Annotated in this window: 19 protein-coding genes; 18 read left to right on the top strand and 1 reads right to left on the bottom strand. The window is 36.6% G+C overall.

What is annotated here, in order from left to right:
- Positions 1–64 precede the first annotated feature (64 nt).
- A complete protein-coding gene (locus ACQV2O_RS01865) occupies positions 65–1,135 on the top strand; it encodes a M42 family metallopeptidase (protein ID WP_428874840.1) in 1,071 nt (356 codons plus the stop codon).
- A gap of 30 nt (positions 1,136–1,165) precedes the next feature.
- Here ACQV2O_RS01865 and ACQV2O_RS01860 read toward each other — a convergent pair whose 3' ends face one another.
- Positions 1,166–1,408, bottom strand: coding sequence for a hypothetical protein (locus ACQV2O_RS01860; protein ID WP_428874839.1), 243 nt, complete (start codon positions 1,406–1,408; stop codon positions 1,166–1,168).
- 607 nt (positions 1,409–2,015) lie between these two features.
- On the opposite strand from ACQV2O_RS01860, the gene ACQV2O_RS01855 reads away from it, so the two are divergent.
- The 17 genes from ACQV2O_RS01855 (at position 2,016) to rpmF (ending at position 15,882) form a co-directional block, all read left to right on the top strand.
- Entirely contained in the window at positions 2,016–2,675 is a 660-nt protein-coding gene (locus tag ACQV2O_RS01855; RefSeq protein ID WP_428874838.1) for a DivIVA domain-containing protein, read from the top strand.
- A 76-nt stretch (positions 2,676–2,751) separates the two neighbouring features.
- Positions 2,752–4,329, top strand: coding sequence for a peptide chain release factor 3 (locus ACQV2O_RS01850; RefSeq protein WP_428874837.1), 1,578 nt, complete (start codon positions 2,752–2,754; stop codon positions 4,327–4,329).
- 169 nt (positions 4,330–4,498) lie between these two features.
- Complete coding sequence (locus tag ACQV2O_RS01845) at positions 4,499–4,765, top strand: phosphocarrier protein HPr (protein ID WP_428874483.1); 267 nt, start codon at positions 4,499–4,501, stop codon at positions 4,763–4,765.
- Complete coding sequence (gene ptsP / locus ACQV2O_RS01840) at positions 4,765–6,486, top strand: phosphoenolpyruvate--protein phosphotransferase (RefSeq protein ID WP_428874836.1); 1,722 nt, start codon at positions 4,765–4,767, stop codon at positions 6,484–6,486. Before ACQV2O_RS01845 ends, ptsP begins: the two co-directional genes overlap by 1 nt.
- 179 nt (positions 6,487–6,665) lie before the next feature.
- Positions 6,666–7,877 carry a glycosyltransferase family 4 protein gene (locus tag ACQV2O_RS01835; RefSeq protein ID WP_428874485.1) on the top strand — a complete coding sequence of 404 codons (1,212 nt, stop codon included), beginning with the start codon at positions 6,666–6,668 and terminating at the stop codon, positions 7,875–7,877.
- Positions 7,877–8,755, top strand: a complete 879-nt coding sequence (locus ACQV2O_RS01830; RefSeq protein WP_428874486.1) for an NAD(P)-dependent oxidoreductase — start codon at positions 7,877–7,879, stop codon at positions 8,753–8,755. Before ACQV2O_RS01835 ends, ACQV2O_RS01830 begins: the two co-directional genes overlap by 1 nt.
- 120 nt (positions 8,756–8,875) lie before the next feature.
- Complete coding sequence (locus ACQV2O_RS01825; RefSeq protein WP_428874487.1) at positions 8,876–9,103, top strand: YkuJ family protein; 228 nt, start codon at positions 8,876–8,878, stop codon at positions 9,101–9,103.
- Between the two features lie 217 nt (positions 9,104–9,320).
- Positions 9,321–9,854 carry a YqeG family HAD IIIA-type phosphatase gene (locus tag ACQV2O_RS01820; protein ID WP_428874835.1) on the top strand — a complete coding sequence of 178 codons (534 nt, stop codon included), beginning with the start codon at positions 9,321–9,323 and terminating at the stop codon, positions 9,852–9,854.
- Positions 9,817–10,965, top strand: coding sequence for a ribosome biogenesis GTPase YqeH (yqeH, locus tag ACQV2O_RS01815; protein ID WP_428874834.1), 1,149 nt, complete (start codon positions 9,817–9,819; stop codon positions 10,963–10,965). The genes ACQV2O_RS01820 and yqeH overlap by 38 nt, the downstream gene beginning before the upstream one ends.
- Positions 10,966–10,997: 32 nt before the next feature.
- The gene (gene yhbY / locus ACQV2O_RS01810; protein ID WP_428874833.1) at positions 10,998–11,315 is read left to right on the top strand and encodes a ribosome assembly RNA-binding protein YhbY; all 318 of its coding nucleotides are present in this window, start codon (positions 10,998–11,000) and stop codon (positions 11,313–11,315) included.
- 19 nt (positions 11,316–11,334) lie between these two features.
- On the top strand, positions 11,335–12,012 hold the full coding sequence (locus ACQV2O_RS01805; RefSeq protein WP_428874491.1) for a nicotinate-nucleotide adenylyltransferase: 678 nt from the start codon (positions 11,335–11,337) through the stop codon (positions 12,010–12,012).
- 17 nt (positions 12,013–12,029) lie between these two features.
- The gene (gene yqeK, locus ACQV2O_RS01800) at positions 12,030–12,647 is read left to right on the top strand and encodes a bis(5'-nucleosyl)-tetraphosphatase (symmetrical) YqeK (RefSeq protein WP_428874832.1); all 618 of its coding nucleotides are present in this window, start codon (positions 12,030–12,032) and stop codon (positions 12,645–12,647) included.
- 8 nt (positions 12,648–12,655) lie between these two features.
- The gene (gene rsfS, locus ACQV2O_RS01795; protein ID WP_428874831.1) at positions 12,656–13,018 is read left to right on the top strand and encodes a ribosome silencing factor; all 363 of its coding nucleotides are present in this window, start codon (positions 12,656–12,658) and stop codon (positions 13,016–13,018) included.
- On the top strand, positions 13,003–13,788 hold the full coding sequence (locus tag ACQV2O_RS01790; protein ID WP_428874495.1) for a class I SAM-dependent methyltransferase: 786 nt from the start codon (positions 13,003–13,005) through the stop codon (positions 13,786–13,788). Before rsfS ends, ACQV2O_RS01790 begins: the two co-directional genes overlap by 16 nt.
- Positions 13,789–15,009, top strand: a complete 1,221-nt coding sequence (locus ACQV2O_RS01785; protein ID WP_428874830.1) for a nucleotidyltransferase family protein — start codon at positions 13,789–13,791, stop codon at positions 15,007–15,009.
- A gap of 124 nt (positions 15,010–15,133) precedes the next feature.
- Positions 15,134–15,673, top strand: a complete 540-nt coding sequence (locus ACQV2O_RS01780) for a YceD family protein (protein WP_428874497.1) — start codon at positions 15,134–15,136, stop codon at positions 15,671–15,673.
- 29 nt (positions 15,674–15,702) lie between these two features.
- Positions 15,703–15,882 carry a 50S ribosomal protein L32 gene (gene rpmF, locus ACQV2O_RS01775; protein ID WP_428874498.1) on the top strand — a complete coding sequence of 60 codons (180 nt, stop codon included), beginning with the start codon at positions 15,703–15,705 and terminating at the stop codon, positions 15,880–15,882.
- Positions 15,883–15,965: the final 83 nt, after the last annotated feature.

The raw sequence follows: 15,965 nt of genomic DNA, 5'->3' as shown, positions 1-15,965 counted from the left end.
AGTAGAATCAAGTGATTACAATGATTTATCTTTTAAGATGGATCAATATAAAGGAGAGAACAGAATGGTAGAATTGAACTATCAATTATCAGAATCAGATCGTGCACGTTTAGAACGTGTGAAAGAATTAACCGAGATTCCTTCACCAACTGGTTATACTGGTGAAATTGTGTCGCATTTAATGAAAAAATTTGACCAGGATAAAGTGGAGTATACTAAGACACCAAAAGGAGGTTTACTAGTAACTTTAGAAGGAAAAAATAAAGAACGTCAGCGTTTTATTACAGCTCACGTGGATACTTTAGGAGCGATGGTTCGTGCGGTAAAAGCTGATGGTCGTTTGAAATTAGATCTAATCGGTGGGTTTGTTTACAATTCGCTAGAAGGAGTATATTGCAAAATCCATTCTGCAAAAACAGGTAAAACTTTTGATGGAACGATTTTAATGCATCAGACTTCTGTTCACGTTTACCGTAACGCAGGGTCATTAGAACGCAATCAAGACAATATGGAAGTTCGTTTAGACCACCCTGTTTTTAACCCAGAAGATGTAGCAGAATTAGGTATCGAAGTAGGAGATTTTATTTCTTTCCATCCACGTGCAGAAATTACTGACTCCGGTTATTTAAAATCACGCCACTTAGATGATAAAGTGAGTGTTTCCCTTTTATTAGAAGCTATTGAAGCAATTAAAGCTGGAGAACTTAAATTAGCACATACTACTCATTTCTATATTTCTAATAACGAAGAAATTGGCTACGGTGGAAACTCTAACATTGCTCCAGAAGTTGAAGAATATATTGCTGTCGATATGGGAGCATTAGGAGATGATCAAACTTCAGATGAGTATACAGTGTCTATCTGTGCTAAAGATGCTTCTGGCCCTTATCATGTTGGCTTACGTAATCAATTAGTTGGATTATGTGATGAAAATAAGATTCCTTATAAAGTAGATATCTATCCATACTATGGTTCAGATGCTTCTGCAGCTATGCGTGCCGGAGCAGATGTACGTCACGGATTGTTTGGTGCTGGAATTGATGCTAGTCATGCCTTTGAAAGAACACACATCACCTCAGTAATTGCCACATATGACTTAATTCATAAATACTTAGAAGCAGAGATGGTAGATTAATCGTTTTTAGGTAATAGACCTAGTCATTTCTTATAGATGAGAAATGACAGGTCTTTTTTTGTTGACGAATTGTCCAATCAAATGCAACACCGATAGTAAGAATCCAAAAAGTTCTTCTTTAGGTGGTTTATATTTTATACCTTTCCTTGGTCTATTTTTCATTAACTCTAGGTTATTGTGTAAACCATCTTTACTTACTTTTGACAAATCCATTTCTTCAGGATAAAACTCTCTTAAAAGCTCATTGCTGTTTTCATTTGTACCTTTTGCCAAGCACACTAAGGATCATAGAAATATGTCTTACAGACTAATTCCTCTTCTGTTTCCTCAAATTCTGAACATTCTTCGCCTCTGTCAAATGTTATTGTTTTTACAAGATCTTTTAGCGCATTAATGATTGCCGATGTGATATTTTCCGACTTTCTATTTTCTACTAATATCGCTATGTAATATCTGGATCTTCTTTCTGCCAGTGTTACAAAACAATACTTGCTTTTTCTATGACTCTCTTTTCCTCTACGAACCTTAATGTTTGAAGAATTGCTTTTTATTTCTCTTGAAATTGTACTAAGAGATCTTCTTAATGTTTTGGCAATTTTTATGATACTCCTTCATAAATTTAAAATTGATAAATACAAGCTCTCTCTTCCATGGTAAGATGGTTATAACTCATAGTTAATGGCTCCTTTTAATCTGTTTTGTTTGGTTATTTACCTATTAATATAGCTAATGAACTCTGCGTTTATTGAACGTTGCACTTGTTATGATAATTTATCTGTTTAAAAAGTCATTAAATAAGGGATATCGCAATAGGACCTATTCAAAACAAGTATTTTTTGTTAAAATTAGTTGATGGAAAAGAAAGTTATGAGGTGAGTAAATGGACCGTATCAGCGAAGTGTCTGTTAATCTATTTGGCTATAATCGCAAACAAGTTAACCAATTAGTTGAATATAAAGATGAAAAAATTAAATCTTTAGAAAGAGACGTTGCTAATTTAAACCAGAAAGTACAAGCTCTAGAAGAGAAAGTGGTTTATTTCCAGTCGATTGAAGCCGCTCTAAAAGATGGTTTAGTGGACGCACGAAAGACAGGAAATGAAATTATTGCCGATTCAGAAGCAGAAGCAGAAAAGCTAATAAATCGTACTAATGAGCAAGTGGCCCAATACAAAGAAAACTTTGCATATTATAGTAAGGAATTAGCCAATACAGGAACAGATTTAAAAGATCAATTAAAAATGATGCAATCACAAATGCTAGATATGATTTCAGACTATGAAAAATTTGTTTCATCAACTAATTTTGATGAGGTTTTTCCTAGCAAGCAAGTGGATCGTTTTAGGAATCAGATTGAAGATTATGAGCAAGATGACTTACAACCAAACAGTCATCGAAAGAATCTTTCGGCAGAAAAACAATTGTCAGATAGAGAAAAAGAGGAATTACAACGTTTAATTCAAGATGTTATAAAGAATGAAGAAACGGCAGAAAAGACAAATGACAAAAAATTGGTTGATTTTAAGAAAGCTCATGGTTAACTAAATGATAAAAAAGGGCTGGGGGTAAACCCAGCTTTTCTTGTCTTTAAGTTATCAACAGAAATGAGGAGAAATAATGGTTAAAAATATAACAAAAGAAGTGGAGCGTCGTCGAACTTTTGCAATCATTTCCCATCCCGATGCTGGAAAAACAACTATCACCGAGCAACTTTTATTATTTTCTGGAGCTATACGTGAAGCGGGAACGGTAAAAGCTAAGGGAAAAAAATCAAATAAATTCGCTAAATCAGATTGGATGGAAATTGAAAAGCAAAGAGGTATATCAGTCACGTCTTCTGTCATGCAAGTGGATTATGATGGCTATCAAGTTAATATTCTTGATACTCCAGGTCACGAAGATTTTTCGGAAGATACCTACCGTACTTTAATGGCAGTCGATGCTGCTGTTATGGTGGTCGATTCTGGTAAGGGAATTGAGCCTCAAACTAAGAAATTATTTGAGGTCGTCTCAAAGCGTGGAATTCCTATCTTTACATTTATGAATAAACTAGACCGCGATGGACGCGAGCCAATGGATTTAGTAGCGGAATTAGAAGAAGTCTTAGGAATTAATGCCTATCCAATGAATTGGCCAATGGGTATGGGTAAAACATTACTAGGTCTATATGATTTATACAATCAGCGCGTGGAAATTCGTCAATCAGATGATGAAGATTATTTTATAGCACTGGATGAAGAAGGACATGCCCAAGGAGACCACGATTTTAAATCATCATCTATTTATAGTCAAGCAATTGATGATGCACAACTTTTACATGAAGCGGGTAATAGTTTTGATCGCCAGGCTATTTCACGAGGAAAATTAACGCCCGTCTTTTTTGGGTCCGCTTTAACGGGTTTTGGCGTACAAACTTTCTTGGATGCCTTTGTCGATTTGTCTCATCAGCCGGCGCCGGCTTTAACAGTTGACGAAGAATATATCCAGCCAACAGATGAGCGTTTTACAGGCTTTGTTTTTAAAATCCAAGCTAATATGAACCCAGCACACCGTGACCGCATTGCCTTTGTAAGGATTGTTTCTGGCCGTTTTGAAAAGGGAATGACAGTTACTTTAAACCGAACCGGCAAAACCATTCGAATGGCACATACTACCCAGTTCATGGCCGACAGTCGAGCAGAAGTCCAAGATGCTTTTGCAGGCGATATTATTGGCTTATATGATACGGGGAATTTTCAAATAGGTGATACCATCTATGCAGGTAACCAAGCCGTCCAATTTGAAGATCTACCACAATTTACGCCGGAGATTTTTATGAAAGTAGCGCCAAAGAATGTAATGAAGCAAAAATCTTTCCATAAAGGAATTGAACAACTTGTGCAAGAAGGAGCCATTCAATTATATAAGACCTATCATACAGAAGAGTATATACTAGGAGCGGTCGGACAACTGCAGTTTGAAGTTTTTCAATATCGTTTATTAAACGAATATAATGCAGAAGTTGAAATGACACCAATGGGGTCAAAAATTGCACGTTGGATTGATGATGAGGACTTAGATCCTAAGATGTCTTCCTCACGAAACCTTCTGGCAAAAGATCGTTTCGGCCAAGCTGTTTTCCTTTTTGAAAATCAGTTTGCTGAAAATTGGTTTAAAGACAAACACCCTGATGTTAAACTTAAACAGTTGATGTAAATCTCTTATTAAGGGTTACTGGTATTTAATAAGTAAATAATCTTAGCTTTTAATTTTGGTTTTGTGTATAATAATGATAGCGTTTGCCTGGGTTTTTATTTGCCTAGAATGAATAGCTATTCAGCGCATAGCTTAATATTAGAAATAATGTCTTTAAGGAGATGAACATATGGAAAAGAAAGAATTTCACGTAGTTGCTGAGACTGGGATTCACGCAAGACCTGCAACTTTATTAGTGCAAGCAGCTAGTAAGTTTTCATCAGATATTAACTTAGAATATAAAGGTAAATCAGTAAATTTGAAATCAATTATGGGAGTGATGTCTCTTGGCGTAGGACAAGGAGCTGACGTTACAATTACAGCTGAAGGTTCTGACGAAAAAGAAGCTATTGAAACGGTAACAGAGACCATGAAGAAAGAGGGCTTATCTGAATAATGACTAATAAACTAACCGGTATTGCGGCTAGTGATGGGATTGCAATTGCACCTGTTTATTTATTAGTGGATCCCGACTTAAGTTTTGACAAAAAGTCAATTGAAGATAGTGAACAGGAACTTATGCGTTTGTCTGTCGCTGTTGACCAAGCAAAAGCGGAACTTGAAAATATTCGCCAATTAGCTGCTGACCAATTAGGTGAAGAAGAGGCAAAAGTTTTTGATGCACATCTTTTAGTTTTATCAGATCCAGAATTCCTAGCCCAAGTAAAAACTTTGATTGAAGAAGATAAGATGAATGCAGAGGCTAGTCTTGAACAAGTTGCAGATATGTTTATTGCTACATTTGAAGCGATGGAAGACAATCCTTACATGCAAGAACGTGCAGCAGATATCCGTGACGTGAAACAACGACTTTTAGCTGCTTTATTAGGAGTGGAATTACCGACTCCAGCTACTATTGACCATGAAGTAATTGTGGTGGCTAGAGACTTAACGCCAAGCGACACTGCGCAATTGAATAAAAAATATGTGAAAGCCTTCGTCACAGAGATTGGCGGAAGAACATCTCACTCTGCTATCATGGCAAGGTCGTTAGAGATACCTGCCGTTGTTGGGATTGAAGGTGTTTCTCAAGCGGTTAAACAGGGAGAAAACTTAATCGTAGATGCCTTAGAAGGTCAAATTATCCTGCAAGCAAACGAGGAAGAACTAAAAGAGTATCAGCATAAAGGCGACCAATTTAAACAAGTCCAAGAAGAATTAAAAAAATTGGTAGCATCGCCATCCATAACTAGTGATGGTAAAACAGTAGAAATTGCTGCCAATATTGGAACCCCTAAGGATGTTGAGGGAGCTATTGATAATGGAGCAGATGGAGTAGGCTTGTATCGAACAGAATTCCTTTACATGAATGCTGCTGATTTTCCTAGTGAAGATGACCAATATCGCGCTTATCGTCAAGTGCTTGAAGCTGTTGATGGTAAAGGGGTGGTCGTTCGAACCATGGATATAGGTGGCGATAAGCATTTGCCATATATGAAGTTGCCACAAGAAATGAACCCGTTTTTAGGTTACCGTGCTATTCGTATTTCTATAGATAAGCCAGAGATGTTCAAAACACAATTGAAAGCATTACTGAGAGCATCGGTTCATGGTGATTTGAAAATCATGTTTCCTATGATTGCTACAATTTCAGAGTTTCGCCAGGCTAAATCTTTATTAGAAGAGGTTAAAAAAGAACTTCAACAAGCGCAGGTTGAATATTCAGATTCTATCGAAGTTGGAATAATGATTGAAATTCCAGCTGCTGCTGTTTTAGCGGACCAATTTGCAAAGGAAGTAGACTTCTTCTCAATTGGTACAAATGATTTAATCCAATATTCAATGGCTGCTGATCGAATGAATGAGCGAGTTTCTTATCTTTATCAACCCTATAATCCTTCTATTTTGAGATTAGTCAAATTTGTAATTGATGCAGCTCACCAAGAAGGTAAATGGGTTGGTATGTGCGGTGAAATGGCTGGTGACCAAATGGCGGTACCTATTCTACTAGGTATGGGATTAGATGAGTTTTCAATGTCTGCTTCGTCAATCTTAAGAACACGTCAGTTAATTTCACGCTTAGATAGTAAAAAGATGCAAGAATTAGCTGATCGCGTGATCAAGGAATGTAATTCATCTGAAGCAGTAGAAGAGCTTGTTAATCAATATTTAGCCTAAAGTGTATTTCATAAATAGTTAAGACCCTAGGAATAGTTTGTCGCCATTTAAGCATAGCCATATGTTTGTGGAACAAATCGTTTCTAGTGTCTTTTTTTTACAAAAAACACTGTTGTTAAGGTAGTAAAATATTTACTATAATAGATGAGAATAGAAATAAGCTCTAGGAAGGAAGCATTATGAAGATAGGCATGTTTACGGATACCTACTTTCCTCAATTAAGTGGTGTATCAACTTCAATCAAATTATTAACAAAAGAATTGCGAGCTAGAGGACATGAGGTAGTTATCTTCACTACTACTGATCCGAATGCAGAAGCAGAGCCAGATGTTGTTAGGATTTCAAGTGTTCCCTTTTTAAGTTTTTCTGATCGAAGAATTGCATATCGGGGATTCGATCGCTGTTTGAAAATAGCGCGTTCCATGAACTTAGACCTTATTCATACGCACACCGAGTTTAGTATGGGTTTAGCTGGTAAGTATGTTGCTAGCCGTTTGAAGATTCCTAATATACATACTTATCATACAATGTATGAAAATTATACCCACTATATTTTAGATGGGCTCTTAGTTCAAGCCAATCATGTAAGAGTAATTTCACGTCAGTATTGTAACCAATCAAATGCAGTCATTGCGCCCAGTCAATTAACTAAAGATACTTTAGAATCTTATGGTGTTCATGTTCCTATACAGATAATAGCTACTGGAGTAAACATTCCAAATTTTAAACCAGAAGAAGCTAAAACTTTGCGGAAGACTTTAGGTTTTAATAGTAAAGACCGTGTATTATTATCTTTATCACGTTTATCTAAAGAAAAAAATATAATTGAAGTCTTATATTCTTATTGTGAATTGAAGCAAAAGGATCCAAATCTAAAATTAGTGATTGCTGGGGATGGACCAGAAAGAGATAGTCTAGAACAATTTAGTCGTAAACATGATTTAGATGTGCGCTTTGTTGGATTTGTCGATCATGATGAAGTTTGGCGTTATTACCAAATGGCTGATTTATATGTAAATGCCTCAGAGTCGGAATCGCAAGGGTTGACTTATCTAGAAGCAATTGTTAACCGCTGTCCAATCATTGCTAAGAGTAATGATTACCTCAAGACTGTGATGCAAGAAGAGGCTTTTGGCGCCTTATTTGATGAAAATTACACACTTAATCAAGCAATTAGAGACTTTTTGGAGAAAAAAGACTCAAAACAAGTTGATCCAATTGATACAGATAACTTATATGAAATATCAGTAGAAAAGTTTACGGATCAAGTTTTAACCTTTTACAAGCAAGTATGTGAGCGATATATTGAAGAAGAAACTGGCCTTTTTGATCGTGTCTTTAGTAAAGTAAAAAATGTTATTCGTGAAATTGTAATAGGAGGAAAAATATAGTGGATCAAACACTCAAAGTAGGTTTTATCGGACTAGGTGTTATGGGACAATCAATGGCTAGACACATATTAAGAGCTGGTTATCCGCTTTATGTTTATAATCGAACGAGGTCTAAAGCCAATCAATTGGTTGAAGAAGGGGCTATTTGGCAAGCTTCACCTGAAGAAGTTGCTCAGGCATGTGACTTAGTCTTAACAATAGTTGGCTATCCTGAAGATGTTGAAGCGGTATACCTAGGTGAAAAGGGCTTGTTTAAGGGTGCTCACTCAGGTCAGGTTTTTATTGATTTAACCACCTCTAGACCAAGTTTGGCTCAGGAACTCACTAAAAAAGGACAAGCTTTGGGTGTTACTGTTTTAGATGCACCTGTTTCTGGTGGAGATTTAGGAGCAAAAGCAGGACGCCTAACAGCTATGGTTGGAGGAGATGCAGCAACTTTAGATCAAGTTCGTCCTATTCTTGAAACATTTAGTGCAAGTATTCAACTCCATGGTTCTGCAGGTTCTGGCCAACATGCTAAGGCAAGTAATCAGATTATGATTGCTGGGACAATGACCGGCATGGTCGAAACATTAAGGTATGCTAAAGCAAATGGGTTAGACTTAGAAAAAGTTATTGCAACCTTGACTGGTGGAGCTGCTAATAACTGGTCATTGGCCAATTATGGGCCTCGTATTTTAAAATCAGACTATTCACCTGGATTTTTTGTTAAGCACTATATCAAGGATTTAGGTATTGCTTTAGAAGAAGCTGAAAAAGCCAATTTAAATTTACCAGGTACAAAACTTGCCTATGATTTATACCAAGAATTAGCAAAAGAAGGTCATGAAAATGATGGTACTCAAGCTTTGATTAAGCTTTGGTGGGATCAAGCTTAATAGTCCTCCTCACTCTAAGTTGGGAAGCAACTTAAAATTTATTTCTTGCAATTTTATCTCAGTTTGTTAGTATACCTTGTATAAAATAAATTATCTTCTTAGTGAAGAATGGAGGAAATCATGAAAGCATCTGTACTTACTGGAATTATTCAACGACTAGAAACAATGACTAAGGCAAAAGATGAAGTTGAAATTCGTCGATTTGAATTGGATGGGATTGAAAAATGCCAAGTGACTTATTTACCAAATGATGATGCTTTTGAAATGACAGAATCAGAAACGGGAACTGTTTTCCGCTTTGACAACATTGATCTAGTAGCCATTGAAATATTTGATCTGTTGGGTTAATACAAACAAAAAGAGGTCTGAGGATAATCGAAATCCTAGACCTCTTTTTATTTATCATAAACATATAATCTTTTCATCAGTTAAAATCCTAAGCAAGATAATTATAAATATTAGAGCCAGTGAATCATGAGTATAAGAATACAAGAATGTGCTATAATGACTTTAAGTAAAAAAAGAAATAAGTTAATGAAGATAATAAAAAAGTATAGGAGGAATCATGAGAAAATTGATTCAACCCACTTGGTGTCTTAATTCAGTTTATCGTCTTAAGCCATCTGATCTAATCAACCAGCAAATTAAAGGCCTAATAGTAGATCTTGATAATACACTCTTGGCATGGAATTGCCTAGATCATACCCAAGAATTAGCAATATGGGCAAAGAGTATGCAAGATGCAGGTATAAAATTATTTGTTTTATCCAACAATCATCCCGAACGAGTACATAGGGTGGCGGATCCTTTAAAATTACCTTATCTCGGTCATGCCTTAAAACCGCTCAGACGTAGTTTTCGCTTAGCAATGAAAAGAATGCAAGTTAAGCCGGAGCATGTCTTAGTGGTCGGTGACCAGATAATGACCGATGTAATAGGAGCTAAGAGTTTAGGTTTGAAAGTACTTTTAGTTAAACCTATTGTCAATAATGATAATATTTACACCCTGGTCAATCGCACTTTAGAAAAAAAGGCACTGAAATGGATTGGGATTGACCGACATGGAGACTGGGGGGACCAACTTGAAAGACCAAACTAATTTACAAGAAAACTATCAATGCATTGGATGTGGGGCTGAAATTCAAAGTGAAGATCCTAATAAGATGGGGTATTTATTGGCTTCTATCTTGGAGAAGAAAAAAATAGAAGGCGATTTTTATTGTCAGCGCTGTTTCAGACTGCGTCATTATAATGAGCTGCAGGATGTGCAAATTTCAGACGATATATTTCTGGATCGCCTTTCTTCCATTTCAGAAGACGATGCTTTTGTAGTGAATGTTATTGATATATTTGATGTTGAAGGAAGTATGTTATCTGGCTTAAATCGTTTTATTGGCAAGCAACCCTTTGTTTTAGTCGCTAATAAAGTAGACTTATTACCAAAATCAGTCAAACAAAATCGAATCGTTCATTGGTTGAAACAGCGTTTCTTTGAAAATAGTTTAAAACCAGACGAAGTGTTTTTGCTGTCAGCCAATAAGCCAGCTAGCTTACAAGCTCTAATTGATCGGATTGACCGCGAGGTAAGACAACGTAATGTTTACATAGTGGGAGTTACTAATGTTGGAAAATCTACCTTAATTAACCAACTACTGAGACATTATGGTGGAGACAAAGAAATAATCACAACCTCTGATCATCCGGGCACCACACTCGATACGATTCGTATACCATTAACAGAAACAACGGGTATCATTGATACTCCGGGAATTATCAAGGAAAACCAACTGGCTCATTACTTAGATCGTCAGGGAATGAAAAAACTATTACCCAATAAAGCAATTAAGCCTAGAACTTTTCAGTTAAATGCTGGTCAAACACTCTTTTTAGCTGGAGCAGGTAGAGTTGATTTTATAGCAGGAGAAAGGGCAGCCTTTACTTTTTATGTCTCCAATGAGACATATATTCACCGGACTAAAACGGATAAGGCAGATGACTTTTACCTTGAGCACAAAGGACAACTCTTAAGTCCTCCATATCTCAATCAAGCAGTTAATTTTCCTGAACTACAAGGAAGGGATTATCAATTAAAACCCAATCAAGATTTAGCGATTGCTGGACTAGGATGGTTAACAGTTAATGAACCTGTTCAAGTAAGACTATGGGCTCCAAAAGCTGTCCAAGTTACACAAAGAGAAAGTATGATTTAGGTTAAACAGATCTAGTTAGAAAAGGAGTCAATATGACCGTATTAAATAAAAAACAAATTAAGTTTCTTAGAAAAAAAGCGCAAAAAGAAAAAGCAATTTTTCAAATCGGAAAATTAGGAATTACAGAAGTCTTTATTCAACAAGTGGATGATGCCATTGAAAAAAGAGAATTAATTAAATTTAATATTCTGCAAAATTCTGATGAAGAAATTGATCAAGCGGCTGAACAAATTGCTCAAGCAATTAATGCAGTAATTGTTCAAACCGTTGGACATACAGCTGTTCTTTATCGCCCTTCTCACAAAGAAAAATATCAAAGAATAAGTGAAGAAATAGCCACTATTCAATAGCAACAGAAAGGAGACCTCCATGCGGACGATCGTCAGTGAACAAACTATTTTGAGGCTTGAGCGAGAATATGCCTCGATCACCTTAGGACAAATAGCGGATTTAACAACCGACCGTGATCGCCAACGCATCGGTATTTTAGGAGGGACTTTTAATCCGCCTCATTTAGGTCATTTAATGATGGCTGAACAAGTAGGAAAACAATTAGATTTAGATGAAGTTTGGTTTATGCCAACCGCAAAGCCACCTCATGCGCCGGGGAAGCAGACCATTGCTTCTCAACACCGGCTGCAAATGGTTCAAAGAGCGATCGAAGGTAATCCTTTGTTTAAACTCCAAGCCTACGAAGTTAATCGTGGTGGGAAAAATTATACCATTGATACTATGAGGCATTTCGTGAAAGCTTACCCTGAGTGCGACTTTTACTTTATCATTGGGAGTGACTCAGCTAATGAACTAGAGACTTGGCGTGACATTAGTGAATTGGCTTCAATGGTTCAATTTGTGGGTGTGCGACGTCCAGGCGAAGAAATTTATGGGGGGCAATATCCAATCATCTGGGTAGACAGTCCTTTGGTAGAGCTTTCTTCAACGGAAATTCGTCTAAGAGTCTACTTGGAACAATCCATTCGTTATCAAGTTCCTGATGCGGTGATAGACTACATTAACCGCCACGACCTATATCGACGTTTGGATTGATGAAAGAAGGAGTTTTTATGACAGAAGAACTTATTTACCAACAAGACTTTATTAATATGAGCCGTCAAGAGTTGATTAATCAATTAGAAAAGCGTTTATCAAAAAGACGGTTTGATCATGTAATGGGGGTTGAAAAAAAAGCGCTTGAGTTAGCGAAGCTTTATGAAGAAGATATCGAAAAAGCATCAATCGTTGCTTTAATGCATGACTATGCCAAAGAAATTGAATCCGAGGCAATGTTAAATTTAGCTCAAGCATTTTGGTCAGACGAGCGGCTTGAAGACGCAACAGAAGGAATCTGGCATGGTTTTGCTGCTGCACAAATATTGAAAACGGATCTAGCATGTCAAGATGATGAAATTATTCAAGCGGTAGCTGCTCATACTACGGGCTGGCACCAAATGTCAAAACTTGCAAAAATACTTTATATCGCAGACTATACAGAAGAAGGACGTAATTTTAAAGGAGTCAATAAGGTTAGAAAACTAAGTCAAATTGATTTAGATAAGGCCTGTTTTTTGAAGATGCGTATGACAGTAAAGCACTTGATGAAAAGGCAAGAATATCTTTTCCCCTTACAAATTGAAGTCTATAATAGTTGGATTAAAAATTATAAAGCAAATAAAGTTATTTAGGAGGAATTATGACATTATCAAGTAAAGAAAAATTAGAAGTAATTGTAAAAGCGGCGGACGATCGGATGGGCCAAGATATTATGGCTTTAGATGTAAGTCAAATGACACCCTTGGCAGAATATTTTGTAATCATGCACGCCAAGAATGAACGTCAACTTAATGCGATTGTGGACGAAATCATTGAAAAATGTCATCAAGCGAATATAAATATCAAGGGTTCTGAAGGAAAAGATGGCGGACGCTGGATTTTAATTGATATTTATGAAATCGTTGTTCATGTCTTTCATTATGAAGAGCGTAGCCATTATAATTTAGAAAAAATCTGGCGAGATGCGCCATTAGTGGACATTTCTGCATGGGTGAATCCTTAATGAGTTTTACCGATGTCGCTTTGGTTTATGACCGTTTTAATGATTTGAGCGCCTATGATCAGTGGCTAGATTTTACTTTAGCTCATGCAGGAGAAGCTGTTGAAAATGTTTTGGATATGGCATGTGGGACAGGTTATTTTAGCCGTTTATTAGCTAAGAATTATCAGCAAGTTAAGGGTATGGATTTAAATGAAGCAATGATTGACCAAGCTAAAAAACAAGCAGGAAATGAATATGAAAACCTCATCTTTCAACAAGGTGATATGCTCAATCTAGAAGCAGAAGAGGGAAAGTATGATTTAGTGACTTGCTATGCAGATTCTTTATGTTTTCTAAAGAATGAAGAAGAGCTTAAACAGGCTCTTTTTTCAATGGTTAATTGTCTAAAAGATAGTGGTCGATTATTGTTTGATGTATGGACCCCTTATCAATTGAGTCAAGGATTTGATCAATTTTCTTATCAGGATGAAGATGAAAAGGGAGCTCTATTGTGGACATCTTTCACTAAAGCTAATGATTTAAGTGTAATTCACCAGTTAACTGTCTTTGATCGCGTTGAGTCTGAAGCTGATCAAGATTTTTATAGACGTTATCAAGTCGACCTAGAAGAAAAAACCTATCCCTTAGCTACTTATAAAAATTTTTTACTAGAAGTAGGCTTGCAACCACAACAAATTCAAGTTTTGGTCAATTTTGGTGAACGTCAGTATGACGAATCTCAAGATCAAAAGACTGATCGTTGGTTTTTTGTATGTCAAAAGGGGGAATAAATGTTGAGAACCTTAGGCATTATTGCAGAATACAATCCTTTTCATTATGGCCATCTCTATCAACTCAAAAAGGCAAGGACCTTAACTCAAGCTGAATGCATTATCGTTTTAATGAGTGGGAATGTTGTGCAAAGAGGGGAGTTTCCTATTCTGGATAAATGGCATAGGGCAGAGCTTGCCTTAAAAAATGGAGCAGACCTAGTCCTCGAACTTCCATTGAATGCTAGTCTGCAGGCAGCGGATTTTTTTGCCGGAAGCTCCGTTGACATCATGAAAGACTTGGAGGTTGATTTTTTAGCTTTTGGAAGTGAATCGGCTGAATTAGCAGATCTTCAAGCCTATTTAAATTTTATTGAGTTAATTGATGCGGACTTGCAAAAAAATATCCGTCTTTTACTTAAAGAAGGAAAGGCCTACCCAGCCGCTTATCAAACGGCTGTCGCTCAACAATTGAAACAGCATGAATACAGTTTAAGTTTCGATCCATCTGCTAGCAATCAAATGCTAGGCATTCTGTACTTAAAAGCACTAAAAGGTTCTAAAATTCAACCAATTGTTATCCCTCGTCTTAAAGAAACTCAAGAGCTAGAACAGTGGATTGAGCTACCACATGAGCTACAACCAATATCTATCCTTTCAGGCAGTCAAATCAGAAAGGAAGTTCAAGAGGGTGTTCTAAAAGCTCGAAATCTTCCGATAATGACTTGGCAGAAGTTGCAAATGCATTCCTTAATCGAATGGCAAGATTATTATACCTTACTCAACTATGCTATCTTAGCGTTGGGGAAAGAAGGTCTTGCTAAAATTCAAGGAATGGTCGAGGGGATGGAGTCGGCTATCTATAAGCAAAATCTCAAAACTCAGTCTTGGGAGGAATTAGTGGATGCTCTTACTTCGAGTCGGTGGACACGGTCAGCTGTACAACGTCTATTGATGATGGTTTTATTGCATATTGATCAAACAATGTGGCAAAGTTATTTAACAAAAAATAAAAAGCAGAAAGTGCTTCGTATCTTGGCTTTTAATCAAGTGGGACGAGCCTTTTTAAGCAGCTTTAATTCGGAAAAACTAAAACTTTTTTCTAATTTATCGCAAGAAATAGCAGACAATTATCACTTGTCCTTGCAAGTAGATAGTATTTTGCAGGCCAATCCTAATAAAAAAACTGAAGAACAAGTGATAGCAAAGCATCCCATTTATTTAAATGAGCCTTATTTATAGCAAGCTAAACTAGTAATATGAACGTCAATCAGCTATACTAATATTGGTTTAGAATTGATTATTGTGATTGACAAGCTGTCTTTTCTTAAGTATAATTTATTTTGTCGTTTTAGAGGTGATATATATGAAATGGACCCTTCGTCAATTACGTGAGGCCTGTCGTGACGGCATCTATTCTTTTGATGAGCGAATAGATATCCAATCACAAATAAGTGAACGCAAGTCGGATATAATCCACATAGATGAAGTGCATTCTAAGGGATACTTCCTTTTGCGTGATGAAGAGTTTGTGCTCCACTGCCAATTTGATGTGGACGTGACATTGCCTTCAACTCGTAGTTTGAAGCCTGTAGTTGTCCCTTTATCAATAAAGGTGAGAGAACGCTACGTTGATAAAAGTTTAGACTTTAATGCTCAAGACTATGAGGAAACCACTATTGTTCTTGAACATGACTATATTGACCTCGCAGCGTCTGCTGTTGATAATATTCTTTTGAATATTCCAAGACAAGTCATTGCAGAGGATGATACAGATCTTCCTTCAGGCAAAGACTGGACAGTCGTAACCGAAGAAGAATATAATCTTCAAAACCAAGCAGAAGAGGATCAAGTTGATCCAAGATTTGCAGCCTTAAAAACGTTATTATCAGACCAAGATAAATAATGGTCATCAACTACCAGGAGGTGTAAAACATGGCAGTACCAAAAAGAAGAACATCTAAAGCAGTAAAAAGAAAGCGTCGTACTCACTTCAAATTAAACGTACCAGGAATGAATCCTTGTCCTGAGTGTGGCGAAATGAAATTAAGCCACCGTGTATGCGGTAATTGTGGTTTCTACGCAGGGAAAAATGTAGAACAAGTAGCAAAATAATAACAAGAAAGATCGGTTAATCGGTCTTTTTTGGCTCTATGTCCAATAGGGTTGATGCTATCCAAGGAGATTAAGCAATTAAC

The sequence above is a fragment of the Facklamia sp. P13055 genome (genome assembly GCF_050409445.1).
Classification (GTDB): Bacteria; Bacillota; Bacilli; order Lactobacillales; family Aerococcaceae; genus Facklamia.
Note: the sequence above shows the minus strand (reverse complement) of the source record. Positions and strands in the feature narration are given on the sequence as shown.